This is a genomic window from Janibacter sp. A1S7, assembly GCF_037198315.1.
Taxonomy (GTDB): Bacteria; Actinomycetota; Actinomycetes; order Actinomycetales; family Dermatophilaceae; genus Janibacter; species Janibacter alittae.
Genome location: NZ_CP144913.1, coordinates 737,511 through 754,261, shown reverse-complemented (window position 1 = coordinate 754,261; position 16,751 = coordinate 737,511). Strand labels below are relative to the sequence as shown.

The following is a 16,751-nucleotide window of genomic DNA, read 5'->3' as shown; positions in this document are numbered from 1 at the left end:
ACTCACGTCGGACACTGTTGATCCTGAAGGACCCACACGGGTCCCTAGCGTGCCCGTCCTCGCGACGGACACAGAAGGAGTGATCAACTGTGTGGACCATCATCGTCACGATCATCGTCGGCGCCATCATCGGCGCGTTGGCCCGACTCGTCCTGCCGGGCAAGCAGAGCATCTCGACGCTCGTCACCGTGATCCTGGGCATCCTGGGGTCCCTCATCGGCTCCTGGGCCTACACCGCCCTGTCCGGTAACGAGACCACGAGCGGGATCGACTGGATCGCGTTCATCCTCGGCGTCATCGTGGCCGCCGTGCTCATCGTCATCTACGGGATGGTCGTCGGCCGCAAGCAGGTCTGATCCTCCCGAGCGCGAAGGGGGCCGGTCACCACTGCGGTGACCGGCCCCCTTCGTCGTGCGTGGGCTCGCAGACGCCCAGGCAGGTGCACACCACGCCCGCAGCAGCCTGGGCAGTTGCGGATGTCAGGCGTCGAGGCCCAGGCGTCCCATGCGCAGCCGGTGGCGGTCGGTGAGCCGCTGCATCAGCTCGCCCACCTCGTTGAGCGTGGCACCCGGGCGATCGTGACTCAGGCCGAGCACCAGCTCGCTGAGCGCCTCCCGCTCGGAGGCCACGACCTGCCCCTGGGTCAGGGCCTCACCCACGAGTCGACGGCCCCACAGGGCGAGCGGGCCACCACGTCGCCGGTCCTCGACGATGCCGTCCCGCACGGCCCGGACGATCGTGTCCACGTCCCGGTAGTCGCTGCTCGCGCGCCGGATGATCTCGCGGGACGTCGGCTCGACGTACTGCGAGATCTCGATGTAGAAGTCCGAGGCGATGCCGTCCCCGATGTAGGCCTTGACCAGGCCCTCGAGCAGGTTGCGCGGCTTGGTGCGTGCGTGGAAGGCCTCGAAGGCCTCCTCGAAGGGCGCCATGGCCGTGATCGGGTCACCACCGAGCTCGATGATGTGGTCGGCGAGCAACTCGTGGTTGTGGAACTCCTTGACCGCCATGCTCGCCAGGGCCCGCTTCAGGCGCAGGTCCGTGGCCATCTCCGAGTCCGCCGCCATGCGGGTGAACCCCGAGATCGCGCCGTACGCGATGACGCCGAGGAGCTCGATGGTGCCCTCCCGCTCCCGCTCCCCGAGACCATCTGTGGACGCCGGACCTGCCTGCTCGCTCATGCTCGCAGCCTAGTGCCGCGGCCGCGCGTGCGACCGATCAGCCTCCCGGCGGGTAGCATGGGCGTGACCAGCGGTGCCCGGTCGGCATCCTTTCCGGCTGGACGAGACGTCCGGCGCGGTCGCCCGCCACGCGTGGCAGACCGCTTGACTGACCTCCGATCGGCCCGTGCCACCCGCGACGCACGCAGCGTCGTCCACGCTGATCGAGAGACACATGACTGACACCAGCACGTCCGAAACCTTCGAACCCACCGACGAGGCCGTCCAAGCCACCCCCGATGTCGAGGGCACCGCCCCCGAAGCGGCCCAGCAGACCTTCGCGGACTTCGACGTCCACCCCGAGATCGTCGCCGCCCTGGCCGACGCCGGGATCATCCACCCCTTCCCCATCCAGGCGATGACCCTGCCGGTCGCCCTCGACCGGCACGACATCATCGGCCAGGCCAAGACGGGCACCGGCAAGACGCTCGGCTTCGGCGTCCCGATCCTCAACCACGTCGACCTCGACTCCGACGTCTCCCTCCCGCAGGCCCTGGTCGTCGCACCCACCCGTGAGCTGGCCGGTCAGGTGGCCGCCGACCTCGAGCGCGCGGGCAAGCGCCTGGGCGTCAAGGTCCTCACCGTCTACGGTGGCCGCGCCTACGAGCCGCAGATCGAGGCGCTCAAGGCCGGCGTGCACGTCGTCGTCGGCACCCCCGGGCGCCTCATCGACCTCGCCCAGCAGAAGCATCTCGACCTGTCCGCCACGAAGACCGTCGTCCTCGACGAGGCGGACGAGATGCTCGACCTGGGCTTCCTGCCCGACGTCGAGAAGATCATGGCGATGACCTCGCCCGCCCGCCACACGATGCTCTTCTCCGCGACGATGCCCGGTGCGATCGTCGCCCTGGCCCGCCGCTACATGACCCAGCCGACGCACATCCGCGCGATGAGCGAGGACGGCGAGGCCGACAGCCACACCGTCAAGGCCACCGAGCAGTTCGTCTACCGCGCCCACGCGATGGACAAGGTCGAGATGATCGCCCGCATCCTGCAGGCCAGGGGCCGCGGCCTGACGATCATCTTCTCCCGCACCAAGCGCACGGCCGCCAAGGTCGCCGACGAGCTCGCCGACCGTGGCTTCGCCGCCGCATCGATCCACGGTGACCTCGGTCAGGGCGCGCGCGAGCAGGCGCTGCGCGCCTTCCGCAACGGCAAGGTCGACGTCCTGGTTGCCACCGACGTCGCGGCCCGCGGCATCGACGTCGACAACGTCACGCACGTCATCAACTACCAGTGCCCGGACGACGAGAAGACCTACGTCCACCGCATCGGACGCACCGGCCGTGCCGGCAACACCGGTATCGCCGTGACCTTCGTCGACTGGGACGACGAGACCAAGTGGTCGATGATCAACCGTCAACTCGACCTGGGCATCCCGGATGCCGTGGAGACCTACTCCAGCAGCCCGCACCTCTTCACCGATCTCGACATCCCCGAGGGCACCAAGGGTCGCCTGCCTCGCTCCCAGCGCACCCGCGAGGGTCTGGGGGCCGAGCAGCTCGAGGACATCGGTGAGACCGGCAAGTCCGGTGGTCGACGCCAGGGTGGCGGTCGCAGCAGTGGCCCACGCACCGGCGGCGGTCGCTCCGGTGGCCGCAGTAGCGAGGCGAAGGGGGACTCCGGCAGCTCCGAGGGTCGGCCGCGCCGTCGCCGCAACCGTCGTCGCACCCATGGCGGTCAGTCGCAGTCGGGTCGGACCAACAACGGCTGACGCCCCACCTGCCCCCCGTTTATCGGGTGACCCGATACTCCCCGGGTTCGCTGGAGTTTGATACTCCCGCGAACCCGGGGTTTGTCTTGTCGAGCACGAAGGGGGGAGCCCCCCTTCGTGCGTACCGGATCGCGACCCTCAGATGGCCTCGAGGATGCGCTCGGTGACTTCGCGGTAGGCCGATGCACCTTTGCTCGAGCGGGCGGTGTCGAGGATGGAACGCCCCGCGGCCGGCGCCTCGGCGAAGCGGACGGTGCGCGGGATGGGCGGCGAGAGCACCGGCAGCTTGTACCGACCGCCGAGGTCGTCGAGCACCTCGCGGGCATGGTTGGAGCGTCCGTCGTACATCGTCGGCAGGATCCCGATGGTCTTCAGCTTCTTGTTCAGCAGCTTCTTCACGTCGCGGACGGTGTCGAGGAGCTGGCCGACGCCGCGGTGGCTGAGCATCTCGGCCTGCATCGGGATGATCAGGCCGGTCGCTGCGGTCAGCGCCGCGAGCGTCAGGACCCCAAGACTCGGGCTGCAGTCGAGCAGGATCACGTCGTAGTCGCTGCGCACCTCCTCCAGGACCGACTGGAGGACGAACTCACGACCGGGCCGGGTCAGCAGTTGCGCCTCGGCACTGGCGAGGTCGATCGTCGACGGCAGCAAGTCGACCCCTTCGCTGGCCTCGAGGATGGCCTCGGTGACCTCCGCCTGGCCCAGGAGCACCTCGTGGATGGAGACCTCGACGACGTCCGGGTCGATCCCGAGGCTGAAGGTCAGGCTCGCCTGGGGGTCGAGGTCGACCAGGAGGACGCGCTTGCCGGCCTCGGCCATGGCTGCGCCGATCGAGGCGACGGACGTCGTCTTCGCGACGCCGCCCTTCTGGTTCGCGACGGCGATGATCGCCGACTTCTTGGCTCGTGCCACCGGTGGTACCCCTCCTTGAGGTGCTGGACTGCGAGGGTCATCCTCGCAGGTCGGGTCCGGCTGCGCGTCCAGGTCACTGGGACGTTGCTCACTCAGACCGATCGGACCCGCCAGATCCGCCCCTCTCGGACGGCGTCGACGAACAGGGCGCAGCCGGCGAGCGCCCGCGGCGCGTAGTCGATCCCGTGTGGTCGGGCTGAGCATGTGAGAACTGCACACATCAGAGGGCCTCGATGTCCACCCGATCACAACCACGCCCACCAACCACCAGGCCCCGCCCGTGGTCCCGTTCTCAACTCGGTCCGCAGGGTCCTGCCATCCGTACCGCAGCGGCCTTCTCTTCAGGGCTGTGGCGACGCGGAGTCAGCTTCCCCGGGGTGCTGTCCTTCGGCATGAGACCATCCTCGTTCCCAAACGATGAAGACTCCACCAACCCAGTGCGATTCAGTCCACCGCAACGTCTGCGGCTTGCGCGCAACCCAATCAAATCAACGACACCGGATACGCTGGACCTGCACCCGCCAACACCGGCGACATCATTTGCGAGCCAATGTGTTCGACGGCGATTCACGATAGCGTTCACGGTATGTGGCCGCGAACCGGCCGAGGTGGAAGAATCCCCAGCTCATCGCGATCTCGGTGACGCTCGTTCCTTCGGGTGATCCTGCCACGAGGTCACTGTGGGCATGTTCCAGGCGAGCGCGGCGCAGCACCTCCATCGGTCCCACGCCGTATTCCCGCCTGAACGCGCCCTGCAAACTGCGCGGGCTCACGCCGGCCAATGCAGCCAGTTCAGTCACCCGCCATGTGCGCTCAGGTTGTGCTGTGATCGCGTCGGTGACGATTTTGACCGCACGATTCCCAACGCGTCCACGACTGATGGGAATTCCGTATTCAGAACTGTTCGGTTGCGCAGCCAGCAGTCCACCGATGAGCAGTTGCTCGAAGTTGATTGAAGCAAGCGCTGATTCGAGCAAAGTGGAGCCGGACTCGACCTCGTCACGCAACAGGCCGACAATGCGTAGCCAACTGCGGATCGCTGGGGCCTTGGTGTCAACCGCAGGCTCGAACACAACCTCCTTGGGGTGTTCGCCAGCAGCATTCTCACTGGCGAACTGTTCGACTGCTCGCCTGTCAAGGTAGATGATCATCTGTTCGCAACCATCTGACCAAACCATGTCGACCGGCTGCAACGGTGATACGAGGGACGCACGGTTGCGGTCCGACATAACGGTGGTATCGCCAACACTGACTGCCGCTCTACCGGCGATAGGCACCTGGACGAGATAGAAGGCATTGAGCTTGCCCGGGCTTATCCTCACCTCGTCGCCGTACCGCAAATAATTGAGGCCGACACCGCCTACGCGCACACCGTTGTGTACGACGTCAAGGCGGCCCGTCCGTGAGGTCAACGACAGGTCGTGACGACAGAATGCACGGGAAACCTCTTCACGCGCCTCATAAAGATCACGAGTGTGGATGAGGTTGTGATGCCTCAGCAAACCAGTCATGGAATCGGTCCCTGCCGCAATATTTTGGTTACTATAGTCGCTTTGCCAGTAAACGGCTTGCGACGTAGTGTCCCGAACCTCCGCCCAGTCCCGGCCCCGGATGGGTGGCCGCACCGATGTGCCACAACCCTTTCACGGCTGTGTGGTGTCGGGACGTGCGGGGGGTCGGCCGCCACAACAAATTTTGATCGAGCTCGGCCGCACCGCCGTATGGGTCTCCGTTCACGGCATTGCGGTTCGCTTGCGCAAGATCGGCCGGAGACAGAGCTACTGCTTTTCGCACGGTCAGCTTGAATCCTGGAGCGTGCGCTTCGATCCGGTCGAAGACCCGATCGACATAACCGTCGACCACGGAGGGCGTCCAACCGTCCGCCACGTCGAGCTGGCCCGCCGCGTCACCTGTCGGCGTAAAAGGTAGCTCCTGCAGTTGAATCCACAGCGAGCCACAGCCAAGAGGCACCCGCCCGGGATCGAGAACGTGTTGCTGTCCCACGACGACGGTCGGCGTCTCCGGAAGAAGCCCGGCTTCCGCTTGCGCACATGCAATGGCCGTCGAGTCCGAACCGCTGCTGACGTGCACGAGGGGCACAGCGTTAAGACGTGCGTCCGACCACGACAGTGGAGCCGAAAGCGCTACATGTATTTGCATCGCCCCACGGCCAGGACGATATCGAGCTACCTCGACTCGCGTCTGATGATCGACATCCTGATCGCGGAGCAATTCCTCATACAACTGCCGAGGACCGGTCGATGCCAGCACCGCTTTGCTGGCGCTGAGGGTCTTGCCGCCTGTCCGAACACCGACGGCACGACCGTCCTGCACCTCGATCGAATCGACGCGTGAGCCAGTTATGACGTTGACTCCGTGTTCAGCAAAAAGTCGCTCGAAGGCAGTGACGAATTGACCGGCCCCGCCGACCACCACAGGTAAGCCAAAACCGTGCATCGTTGCGGCCATCACCGGAAACATCAATCCGCCTGAAGCCTGATCGGGCGCCAAACCAGCGTGCAACAGCCACGGCGCCCACAACTGGTCGGCTTCCCATCCATCGAAGCGCTGGCGAGCGTAGCCTCGGCCACTTTGCGTGACACTGCGCGCCATGCGCTCGATACCTGCGGACTTCTGCTGCCGCCACAACTGCCAGCACAGGCGCATGACGGTCTTTGCCCCCAATTCGGTACCCATCGCGCCAAAAATGTGCGGCGCGTCTTCACCGAACTGTTCCAGCATCGCCACGTATTCGGCACGATCATTCGGATTCTCAAAACCCTCGACTGTTCGCTCGACGCTCCGGTGAGCAATCACCGAACCGTGCGTCGTGGACACACTTGCGGTGACTGCGTCGTCGGTGTTCGCGTATTCCAGGCCATGTTTGTGAAGCTGTTCGCCCAGAACTCCATATGCTTCGCCCGCCACGAAAAGCGGATGCCACGACGAGAATGTGTCGTGGATATAACCGGGCAGGGTGATTTCGTCGGAAGCGATGAAGCCGCCGATCCTGTCGCGTTCATCGATCAAGGTCACTGACCAGCCCGCCAACGCCAATTCGCTGGCCGCGATCATCGAGTTGATGCCGGCTCCGATGACGATGGCGTCAACCTGCTGATTCACGAAGTTCTCCTATACCGCAGTTTCGGCCTGAGATGAGTCGTCCGTCGGCAACAAGCCGCGCTTCTCGGCTCGATCCTTCAGCTTCTTTGCGACGAATCGGTATGCCGACGGGCGTACCGGTCCAAGCCACTGCGTGAAACGAGCGAAGACGCCGACATTCAGGTTGATTTCATCAAGGACCTCATCGACATTGTGCATCGAGAAGGGGATGATGTTGGTTCCACGAGCGTGATGGCCCTCGGTGCGCTCGGCCATCCACGCGACCTTGGCTTGGGCGAAGGCGAGTCTTTCGTCTTCTGGTGGCAACTTGTGACAGCCGAGCAGATGACTCGCAATCCACACTGCCGCCATCTCGGCGCTGAGCGGACTGAAGAACGACGAGTTGTAGCCGGAAAATGTCAGGTTCGGCACGTTGATCGGATGGATCTGTTTGTACAGCAAGAAGTTGCCTTCCTCATCGGTGAGGCGATCGTTCAACTTCTCGTCGAAGAACGGGACCATCTGCCGGAAGCCAGTGCCGCACACGACGAGGTCGGCCCGAACGGTCTCACCGTTGCTCAGTTCGGCCCAGCCAACCCCGTCGCGGACGATCAGTTTGGCGACAACGCAGTCGCGATGCACGGTGATGCGACCGTCCTTGACACGTTCGTAGAACCCTTCGGTCACCAAACTCACCGTGCTTCGCCCGATGTCCTCGAAGGTCCCGTGGGGCACGAGGCCCAGTTCCTTGAGGTTCAACTGCCTGGTGGCCACAGACTGGACGCTGCCCAACATTCTGCGTCGGACAGCGTCCCCCGGCCCGTGCAGGAACTTCTCGAAGCCGTGAAGGCTCTGGTAGCGGAACAACGCTTCGCCCATGCGCGTCAACATCAGATACTTGTAGTTGAGTACGCCGCCAAGCCGCCTGGGCATCTTCCACAGCAGCGCCCGGGCCACGACCGTTGTTGACTCAGCGGCCTCGCTGATGGGAACGGCGACATCGCATGATGTCTTGCCGTAGCCCAAGACGATCACGCTTTTCCCGCGGGCGTCTTCAATGTCATGAAACTCACTGGCCGCGACAATCCTGTTGCCCGAGGCCAGGAACTCTTCCGCCCCCTCGAAAGGAGGTATGAACGGCTCGGAGAAAATACCGTTAGCCACAACGACATGGTCGAAACGTTCCGTTTCCATCGCTCCGTCCAGCGCGCGAGTCGTCACGTCCCAACCATCCTCGGTGTCGAGCAATCGGGCTTCGGTCACTTCACTGTTGAGTCGAAGGTACGGCTCCAGACCGTATTCCTGCGTATAGAGTTCAAGATACTCTTGTACTTGCCGCCCGGTGGGCCACTGTGAATAAGAGCGCGGCATCTTGAGGTCGGAGAACCTGTAGGTGCCCTTGCTGTTTTGGGTGCGCACGCCCGGATAGCGTCGACTGCGGCTCCACACGCCGCCGACGTCGGCCGCCTTCTCGTGGACGACGACGTCAAAACCGAACTCACGCAGCACCTTTGCAGAACTCAGCCCCGCAAAGCCGGCACCGATAATAGCGATTTTCATGGGTTGCGCACCTCCTTCTTGGTCGCGGTCATCAGGCTTCGAGCTGTGGTATTGCCGGTACCGCTTGTTCCGGCCCGAGTGCGGAGTATCCACCATCGGCGGCCCAGTCGGCTCCGGTGACGACCGATGCGGCATCGGAAACCAAGAAGGCGACGACATTGCCGATCTCGATCGGATCGGCCACCCGCGATGTCAGATGGAATGGTGCGGCGACCGCATCTGTCTTGGCCCGGTCGCCGCGCGAGAGGCCGTCCATAATTGCCGACCATGTCCAACCGGGGCTGACGGAGTTGACCCGGATCCCATCTGAGATGAGATCCATGGCCATCGATCGCGTGAGTTGAACCATGGCCGATTTGCTCGCCGGATAGACCCAGCGTCCAGTCTGGGCGACCTTCGAGGAGATCGAGGTGAAGTTGACGATCGCAGCATGCTCACTACGTACGAGCCACGGGTGGATGGTCTGCACAGCCATGGCGCTGCTCACAAGGTTCACGTCGAGGGCGCTGAGCCAGTCGGAACGAGAGGTTGCGAAACCGTCGTCGAGATATGAACAGGCGAGGTTGACCAGTATGTCGATCCCGCCTTGCTCGTCGCCCACCTCTCGAGCAAGTCGACTCAGGTCGCCGTCATGTGTGATGTCGGTCCTCCGGAAGACGACTCGTTCACCGAGCGAGTCGACGATCCGCTGTCCGCCCTCGACATCGATGTCGGCGACGGTGACGTTCGCGCCTTCGCGGTGGAGGGCCTCGACGACGCCGTGCCCGATCAGTGTCGAGCCGCCCGTGACGATCGCGGTGCGGCCGTTCAAACTGTTGCTCATAACGTCCCTCTCTCGATTGCTTTGCGTAGCCTGGAGCCTCGGGCAGTTGGGTCGAGAGTAGAGATGCAGAGCACATCTTGCTATCCCGTTTGTGTCCGCGTTATCCGCATAACGCAAGATCGCAGCGAGTCTCGAGAATCTCTCTTGGCCATCGTCGAACCTGCCTCATCTTCAGAAGGACCTTGGCACTTCGAGGCGGCACAACGGCTCTGTGGGTCCTAGAGTGGTGAGCCTCGGATTGAGGGCTCGTGGCCCTACGCCAGCATGGGTTTCGTCGAAGGTACCAACGAGCGAGGGCCACGGCGTGAGAAAGAATCGAACACGGGTCCACCAATGCGAACTCGTATCCATCGAGAGCGCTGCCCGAGAGTAGCTGTCGGAGTGATTCATTTCAGAACGGTGCAGGAAGTGTGCTCCAGGCTGAAGTGAGGCTAGATACTCAATGCTCAGTCTCGCTTTGGGTGTGTCATGGGTGGTGCATCGGACTTTCAGGGCATGCCTGCGGTTAGTCGTGCTCGACGAGGGCGAGCACTCGCGCGGGGCTGCCCGTGCCGCCCAGGATGGGCAGTGGTGATACGAGGAGCATCGCACCCGTGGGGGGTAGTTGCGCGAGGTTCTGCAACGAGGTCACGCCGTATTTGTCGTTCCCCAGCAGGTGGTAGTGCGCCGGGAAGGGCGGTTCCAGTTCTGCACCTCGGCCGGCGTCGATACCGACCGTGTCCACCCCATAGCCAGAGATCGGCCGTTGAGTCGCGAGCCACTCGGCGGCCTGCGCGGTGATGCCTGGGGTGTGAGAGCCTGACTCGTCCGTATTGAGGAAGGCCTCCTTGTCGTTCGAGAACCTGTCCCAGCCGGTGCGCACGAGGAGCCAGCCGTTCTCGGGCAGCCGACCGTGCTGGGCCTCCCACTCCTGGATGTCGGCGATGTCGAGGAGGAAATCAGGGTCATCGTCCACCCGGGCACGCACGTCGATCACTGCTGCTGGCCCGATCAGGCGGTGCACGGGGATCGTCGAGACGTCGTGTCCGTCCTTCCCGCTGATCCAATGCACCGGCGCGTCGACGTGCGTGCCGATGTGCTCCCCGGTGCGGATGTTGTGGTGCTTCCAGAAGGGCCCGGGGGTGTTGTAGGCGCTGACTTCCTCCAGCTCGAAGTCGATGAGGTTGGCGAACGGGTCCGGCAGCCGCAGGGTGGGGGTGTCCGCGGACAGTGCGTTGGTCATGTCGATGATCTCGACGGAACCCTCCGATATCGCGGACAGCAGTCCGGTGAGCAAGGTAGGCAATTGCTTCTCCTTCGTTTCAGTGGGGCGTGCCCGCCCGATTCTTAGGTTTCGGCCTTGAACGCGTCGGCCAGCCACCAGGACGGCTTACGATCAGTGACCTTCAGATCCACAAGGAGGGGTGTCTCGCGAGCGCCGGTGAGCCAGGCGTCGACCTGGGCGAGGTCGGACTCTGCGCGGACGGTGATGCCGGTGAACCCGTGGCCGCGGGCGATGGCGGCCATGTCGACGTCCGGGAAGGTGACGAAGCCCTCATCTTCAGGCGTCCGGCCGAAGTGATGGACCTCCGCGCCGTACGCTGAGTCGTTGTACACAAGGACCACCATTGGCAATCCCAGTCGGACGACGGTCTCCAGCTCCGAGGCGCCCATGAGTAGCCCCCCGTCACCGCACGCGGCGACCGTGAGCCGGTCCGGTCTGGCGACGGCGTGGCCAATCGCCGATGCGAGCCCGAGCCCCACGCACTGGAAGGCTTGACTAAAGCACAGCGAACGCGCGTCGGGAATCGTGAGAAACATGCTCGGGTAACCGAGGAAGTTGCCCGAGTCCACTGCCACGTTGCGGTCGGCATCCAACATCCGATCGAGCACGATGGTGGCAGCCCGGGGATCGATGCGGTCCTGCGTGCTCTCGTTCCGGAACGGCACGTCCTGCCACCGACCTTCCTGCGCGATCCGCTTCCGGTTCGTGCCGGTGCGTCGCTTTCCGGACAGCTCCTCCATCTCGGGGATGTGCTCGGCCACGGCCTTCGCGATCTCGGCTGAGTCGCCGACCACTGCGAGGTGCACGGGTCGCTGCACTTCCAGGTGCATGGGGTCGCTGTCTACTTGGACGAGTGTCGCCTTCTCTGGCAGGAGGCTTCCATTGCTCGTAGTCCACCGGCCGAGGCTGCACCCGAACGCGACGATGACGTCTGAGTCCAGCACCAGTTCCGCATTCAGCGGCGTGGCCAAGTCGCCCATCACGTCAAGGTTGTACGGGTCGCCGTGGAACAAGCCCCGTGCGACAGCGGACGTGGCGGTCAGCGCCCCCGCCCGTTCAGCCAAGGTCAGCAGCTCCTGGCGTGCATGGCGCGCTCCCCTGCCCCCGAGGATCAGGGGTGCGCGGGCATCGAGCAAGAGATTCGCGATTGCCTCCACACCCGCCTTCCCCGGCAGGGGCGGAGCCGATGGGTCGAGCCCCACGATCGGATCGGTCTCGGGACTGTCCATGACCTGCACATCAACCGGAAAGTTCAGCAGGACCGGCACACGCAGCGTCATGGCCGTACTGACCGCTCGGCGGACATCGGCCGTAGCGGTGTCGGCGAAGATCCGGACACTCTTGGCGCCGACCGCCTCGACCAAGCGGTCCTGGTGTATACGGAAGTTGGACAACTGGTCCCGAAGCGGCGCCTCGCCGGCGAGCACGACGACGGGTGTGCCGCTCTTTGCCGCTTCCGTCATTCCGGTGATGACGTTGGTAACCCCCCCTCCTTGATGGACCGATACGACCGGGACTGAATCAGCCATGCGCGAAAAGGCATCCGCCATCGACATCGAACCACCCTCGTGCCGCGCCGAGATATACCCTGCGCCGCGCTCGATCAACGAGCGAGTGACGTGGTAGTTGCCGCTCCCGGCGACACCGAAAATCTGCGTCACACCACATTCCCAGAGGACCTGAGCGACTCGTTCATACACCTTCAATGGAGTTACCTCTCTGAGAGCGCTGGACGGCCGTGGGCAACCCGGCCGACTGAACGGTGATGATGCGCAGAGTCCGAAGACCTCGCACAACGTGTGGCAGGTCACATATCATATCGACTATGTAACGACCGTCAATGACTGCGTTAGATCGATCTCGGACCCGACTCGTACCATTTGATGGTCGAATCGCGCCCGAGGTCGACTGTTCGGCCTCGTTGCGGATGAGTGAGGGGTACGCGGCGCCGGAGCGACCGGGGTCGAGGTCGAGGGTCTGCAACTCGTCCTGCTCGACGAAGGGGCCAGGAACCGTGGCTCGAGGTGGCCTCAGCGTCCACGTCTTGCTGGTGAGGGGGTCGTCTCTCACTCCGCGTCGGGGCTAGCGGCGCAGTCTGTACCGTTGCAGTTTGCCGGTGGCCGTGCGGGGCAGCTCGTCGAGGAACTCCACGCGGCGCGGGTACTTGTAGGGCGCGATCTGACTCTTGACGTGGTCCTGGATGGCGCTCGCCAGCTCGGGACCTGCCGTCACCCCGTCGCGCACGACGACGTATGCGGTCACCAGCTGACCGCGACTGGCGTCGACGTGGCCGACGACGGCACAGTCGGCGACGTCCGGGTGTGAGACCACCGCCTCCTCCACCTCGGGCCCGGCGATGTTGTACCCGGAGGAGATGATCATGTCGTCGTTGCGCGCCTGGTACCAGAAGTAGCCTTCGGCGTCGCGGACGTAGGTGTCGCCGGTGATGTTCCAGCCGTTCTCCGCGTAGACCTGCTGGCGGGGGTCGGCCAGATAGCGGCAACCCGTCGGTCCCTTGACGGCGAGACGACCGGGCGTGCCGTCCGGCACCTCCGTGCCGTCGTCGTCGAGGATCCGGGCGGTGTATCCCGGCACCTCGATCCCAGTGGACCCGGGGTGGATGTCATCGTCGGATGCGGCCACGAAGACGTGCAGCAGCTCGGTCGATCCGATGCCGTCGATGATGCGGATCCCGGTCTCCTCGTGGAAGGCCCGCCACGTCGCCTCGTCGAGGTGCTCACCGGCGGAGACCGCGCGGCGCACCGAGCGCAATGACCCGGCATGCCCCCCGGCGATCAGCGCGCGATAGGCGGTCGGGGCGGTGAAGCAGATCGTGGCGCCGTGGGCATCGATGTGGCCCGCCAGCTCGGCCGGGGTCGCCTTCTCCACCAACAAGGTGCTCGCGCCGACGCGGAGGGGAAAGATCACCGCCCCGCCGAGACCGAAGGTGAAGGCGATCGGGGGCGTCCCGGTGAATCGGTCCTCCGGGGTCGGCTGCACCACGTGGCGGGAGAAGGTGTCGGCGACCGCCAGCACGTCACGGTGGAAGTGCATCGTGGCCTTCGGGCGGCCGGTGGTTCCGGAGGTGAAGGCCAGCAGGGCCACGTCGTCGGCCGCCGTCTCGACGTCATCGTGATCGGCCGACTTGCCCGCCACCCGCTGGCGAAGGTCCCCGGCCTCCGACCCCCCGTAGGCCAGGACGGGCGCCGACATCCCCACGGCGACCAGTTCGTCCAGGAACCGGTGGTCGCACAGCGCCAGATCGATCCTGGCGACCTCGTCCACCGCCGCGAGCTCACTCTCGCGCAGCAGCGGCATGGTGGAGACCACGACGCCGCCCGCCTTGAGCACGGCGAACCAGCAGGCGACGATCCACGGGTTGTTGGGGCCACGCAGGAGCACCCGGTTGCCGGGCACGAGGCCGAAGTCCTCGACCAGCAGGTGCGCGATCCGGTTGGCCGTGGTGCGCAGTTCCTCGTAGGACCACTCCTCACCGGCGGGACTGAGCAGGCACGGGCGCTCCCCGCCACGCTCCCGGATGACGTCGTCCAGCAGGACGGTGGCGCAGTTCAACCGGTCCGGATACTGGGTGTCGGGTCCGAGCACGATCTCGGGCCAGTCCTCGGGGGAGGGCAGGTTGTCCCGGCAGAACGTGTCGGAGTGCGCCGACGGCGACAGGCTCCTCGGCGATGGGTTCGTTGACGTGGGCACGGGGTCTCCTCACTCGAAGGGGGTTGGTGAGATGCGTACGGCACCGCGAGGGGCGATCACGGACGCCACCTGCGGTGGGCGGTCGAGGAGCTCCCCTTCCTGACCAGCTCCAGTCGAGGTTTGGGCCCGTCGGAGCGACCGGTCTGCGGCTTGCGGCGGCCGGCCCGCCACGGCTCGGGCCAACTGGCCCCCGGGCCGTCGTAGTCCTGCTCGACGGCCGCGTGCAGGACCCAGTTGGGGTCATAGAGGTGCGCCCGTCCGAGCGCGCACAGGTCGGTGCGCCCGGCCAGCACCAGCGAGTTGACGTCGTCCCAGGAGGAGATGACTCCGACGGCGATGGTCGGGATGTCCAGACCGTTGCGGATCGCATCCGCGTACGGGGTCTGGTACGACCGACCGAAGGCCGGCCGCTCGGCAGAGGTGACCTGGCCCGTGGAGACGTCGATCGCGGCGGCACCCGCGTCGGAGAACGCCTGGGCGATCACGGTCACGTCCTCGGGAGTGATCCCGTCCTCGACCCAGTCCGTCGCGGAGATCCGCACCGTCATCGGTCGGTCGGCGGGCCACACCTCGCGCATCGCGGTGAACACCTCCAGCGGGAACCGCAGCCGGCCCTCCACGTCGCCGCCGTACTCGTCGGTGCGACGGTTGGTGTACGGCGACAGGAAACCGGAGAGGAGGTAGCCGTGGGCGCAGTGGACCTCCAACAGATCGAAACCGGCCTCGCCCCCGCGCCGGGCGGCATCCACGAACTGCTGGCGGATCTCGTCCATGCCCGCTCGGTCGAGCTCGCGCGGGACCTGGTTCAGATCCGGCTTGTAGGCGACCGGGGATGCGGCGACGACGTCCCAGTTGCCGGTGTCCAGCGGCTCGTCGATCCCCTCCCACATCAGCTTCGTCGACCCCTTGCCGCCCGAGTGGCCGATCTGCAGCCCGATCTTCGTCTGTGTCTCCGCGTGGACGAAGTCGGTGATCCGGCGCCACCCCCCGGCCTGGTCATCCGTCCACAGACCGGTGCAGCCGGGGGTGATGCGCCCCTCCGGGGACACGCAGACCATCTCGGTCATGACCAGCCCCGGGCTCCCGAGGGCCTTGCCGGTCAGGTGGGCGAAGTGGAAGTCCGTCGGCATCCCGTCGACGGCCTTGTACATGTCCATCGGTGAGACGACGACCCGGTTCTGCAGCTCGAGCTCGCCCTTGCCCGGCCCCCCGAGCACGAAGGGCTGGAACATCGGCGGCCGGACGTCGCCGGAGCCGTGGCCGCGCCACTTCTCGTGGTCGGCGAACCACTCGTCGAGTCGCTGGACGAACTCGGGGTCACGCACCCGAAGGTTGTCGTAGGTGACCCGGCGGCTGCGCGTGAGGATGTTGAAGGCGAACTGCAGCGGGTCCTGCTCGGTGTACTGACCGAGGTTCTCGAACCACTCCAGGCTCGCCTGCGCCGCCCGCTGGGTCGACTGCACCACTGGCTTGCGTTCGGCCTCGTAGGCCGTGAGTGCGGCGTCCGGATCGGACTGCTCGTGCAGGCAGGCTGCCAACGACAAGGCGTCCTCCATGGCCAGCTTGGTGCCGGACCCGATGGAGAAGTGTGCGGTGTGCGCGGCATCGCCGAGCAGCACGACGTTCTCGTGTCGCCAGTGCTCGTTGCGGATGGTGGTGAAGGTGATCCACTTGGAGTTGTTGGCCACGACGTCGTGGCCGTCCAGTTCCTGGGCAAACAGCTCCCGCACACGCTCGATCGACTCCACGTCGGACTCACCGGGCCCGAGGTCACCATCGGTGAACCCTGCCCGCTCCCACACCCGGGAGTTCATCTCGATGATGAATGTGCTGCCGGAGGCGTCGAAGGGGTAGCCGTGGATCTGCATGACCCCGTAGGGCGTCTCACGGATGTAGAACTTGAACGCGTCGAAGACTTTGTCCGTGGCCAGCCACATGTACTTGCAGTCGCGCACCTCCCGGGACGGGAGGAAGGTGTCCGCGTAGCGCTCCCGGATCGCCGAGTTGAGGCCGTCCGCGGCCACCACGAGGTCGTGGGTCCCGGAGAGCTCGTCGACGTCAGGAGCCGCGGTCTCGAAGTGGACGACGACACCCACCTCGGCACATCGCGCCTGCATGATCTGCAGCAGCCGCTTGCGGGACAGTGCAGCGAACCCGTGACCACCGCTGGTGATCATCTCGCCCCGGTAGTGCACGTCGATGTCGTCCCAGAGCGCGAACTCGGCCTGCATCGCCCGGTAGATCGCGGGATCGGCATGCTCGATGCCCCCCAGGGTCTCGTCGGAGAAGACCACGCCGAACCCGAAGGTGTCATCGGCGGCGTTGCGTTCCCAGACGGTGATCTCGTGGTGCGGCCCCAGCTGCTTGGTCAGCAGGGCGAAGTAGAGCCCACCGGGCCCTCCCCCGACGACGGCAATTCGCATGTGATGTCCCTTCGTATGACGC

General features: G+C 65.3%; 12 protein-coding genes. 2 read left to right on the top strand and 10 right to left on the bottom strand.

Annotation, left to right across the window (positions count from 1 at the left end; translation table 11 throughout):
- Positions 1-89: 89 nt before the first annotated feature.
- On the top strand, positions 90-356 hold the full coding sequence (locus V1351_RS03735) for a GlsB/YeaQ/YmgE family stress response membrane protein (RefSeq protein WP_338750841.1): 267 nt from the start codon (positions 90-92) through the stop codon (positions 354-356).
- A gap of 123 nt (positions 357-479) precedes the next feature.
- Here the strand turns inward: V1351_RS03735 and V1351_RS03730 are convergent, their stop codons facing one another.
- On the bottom strand, positions 480-1,181 hold the full coding sequence (locus V1351_RS03730; RefSeq protein WP_338750839.1) for a ferritin-like fold-containing protein: 702 nt from the start codon (positions 1,179-1,181) through the stop codon (positions 480-482).
- A 214-nt stretch (positions 1,182-1,395) separates the two neighbouring features.
- Here V1351_RS03730 and V1351_RS03725 point away from each other — a divergent pair, with 214 nt between their 5' ends.
- The gene (locus tag V1351_RS03725) at positions 1,396-2,934 is read left to right on the top strand and encodes a DEAD/DEAH box helicase (protein ID WP_338750837.1); all 1,539 of its coding nucleotides are present in this window, start codon (positions 1,396-1,398) and stop codon (positions 2,932-2,934) included.
- A gap of 138 nt (positions 2,935-3,072) precedes the next feature.
- Here V1351_RS03725 and V1351_RS03720 read toward each other — a convergent pair whose 3' ends face one another.
- The 9 genes from V1351_RS03720 to V1351_RS03680 all read right to left on the bottom strand — a co-directional run bounded on the left by V1351_RS03720 (position 3,073) and on the right by V1351_RS03680 (position 16,729).
- Positions 3,073-3,846, bottom strand: coding sequence for a ParA family protein (locus V1351_RS03720; protein WP_338750835.1), 774 nt, complete (start codon positions 3,844-3,846; stop codon positions 3,073-3,075).
- Positions 3,847-4,382: 536 nt separating this feature from the next.
- Positions 4,383-5,357 (bottom strand): AraC family transcriptional regulator, encoded by a 975-nt coding sequence (locus V1351_RS03715; protein ID WP_338750834.1) that lies wholly within the window; start codon positions 5,355-5,357, stop codon positions 4,383-4,385.
- Between the two features lie 31 nt (positions 5,358-5,388).
- Positions 5,389-6,969, bottom strand: coding sequence for a phytoene desaturase family protein (locus tag V1351_RS03710; protein WP_338750832.1), 1,581 nt, complete (start codon positions 6,967-6,969; stop codon positions 5,389-5,391).
- 9 nt (positions 6,970-6,978) lie between these two features.
- A complete protein-coding gene (locus V1351_RS03705) occupies positions 6,979-8,508 on the bottom strand; it encodes a flavin-containing monooxygenase (RefSeq protein WP_338750830.1) in 1,530 nt (509 codons plus the stop codon).
- 31 nt (positions 8,509-8,539) lie between these two features.
- Positions 8,540-9,331, bottom strand: coding sequence for an SDR family oxidoreductase (locus tag V1351_RS03700; RefSeq protein WP_338750828.1), 792 nt, complete (start codon positions 9,329-9,331; stop codon positions 8,540-8,542).
- A gap of 505 nt (positions 9,332-9,836) precedes the next feature.
- Positions 9,837-10,553: a cyclase family protein gene (locus tag V1351_RS03695; protein WP_338752447.1), complete on the bottom strand. Its 717-nt coding sequence runs from the start codon at positions 10,551-10,553 to the stop codon at positions 9,837-9,839.
- A gap of 104 nt (positions 10,554-10,657) precedes the next feature.
- The gene (locus V1351_RS03690) at positions 10,658-12,295 is read right to left on the bottom strand and encodes a thiamine pyrophosphate-binding protein (protein ID WP_338752445.1); all 1,638 of its coding nucleotides are present in this window, start codon (positions 12,293-12,295) and stop codon (positions 10,658-10,660) included.
- A 382-nt stretch (positions 12,296-12,677) separates the two neighbouring features.
- Positions 12,678-14,306: an AMP-binding protein gene (locus tag V1351_RS03685; RefSeq protein ID WP_338750826.1), complete on the bottom strand. Its 1,629-nt coding sequence runs from the start codon at positions 14,304-14,306 to the stop codon at positions 12,678-12,680.
- A 56-nt stretch (positions 14,307-14,362) separates the two neighbouring features.
- A complete protein-coding gene (locus tag V1351_RS03680) occupies positions 14,363-16,729 on the bottom strand; it encodes a bifunctional salicylyl-CoA 5-hydroxylase/oxidoreductase (RefSeq protein WP_338750824.1) in 2,367 nt (788 codons plus the stop codon).
- Between the last annotated feature and the right edge of the window lie 22 nt (positions 16,730-16,751).

Coding starts and splice junctions, on each gene's coding strand:
- V1351_RS03730 (WP_338750839.1), bottom strand. CDS start 1,181: ATGAGCGAGCAGGCAGGTCCGGCGTCCACAGATGGTCTCGGGGAGCGG.
- V1351_RS03725 (WP_338750837.1), top strand. CDS start 1,396: ATGACTGACACCAGCACGTCCGAAACCTTCGAACCCACCGACGAGGCC.
- V1351_RS03715 (WP_338750834.1), bottom strand. CDS start 5,357: ATGACTGGTTTGCTGAGGCATCACAACCTCATCCACACTCGTGATCTT.
- V1351_RS03705 (WP_338750830.1), bottom strand. CDS start 8,508: ATGAAAATCGCTATTATCGGTGCCGGCTTTGCGGGGCTGAGTTCTGCA.
- V1351_RS03700 (WP_338750828.1), bottom strand. CDS start 9,331: ATGAGCAACAGTTTGAACGGCCGCACCGCGATCGTCACGGGCGGCTCG.
- V1351_RS03695 (WP_338752447.1), bottom strand. CDS start 10,553: ATGACCAACGCACTGTCCGCGGACACCCCCACCCTGCGGCTGCCGGAC.
- V1351_RS03680 (WP_338750824.1), bottom strand. CDS start 16,729: ATGCGAATTGCCGTCGTCGGGGGAGGGCCCGGTGGGCTCTACTTCGCC.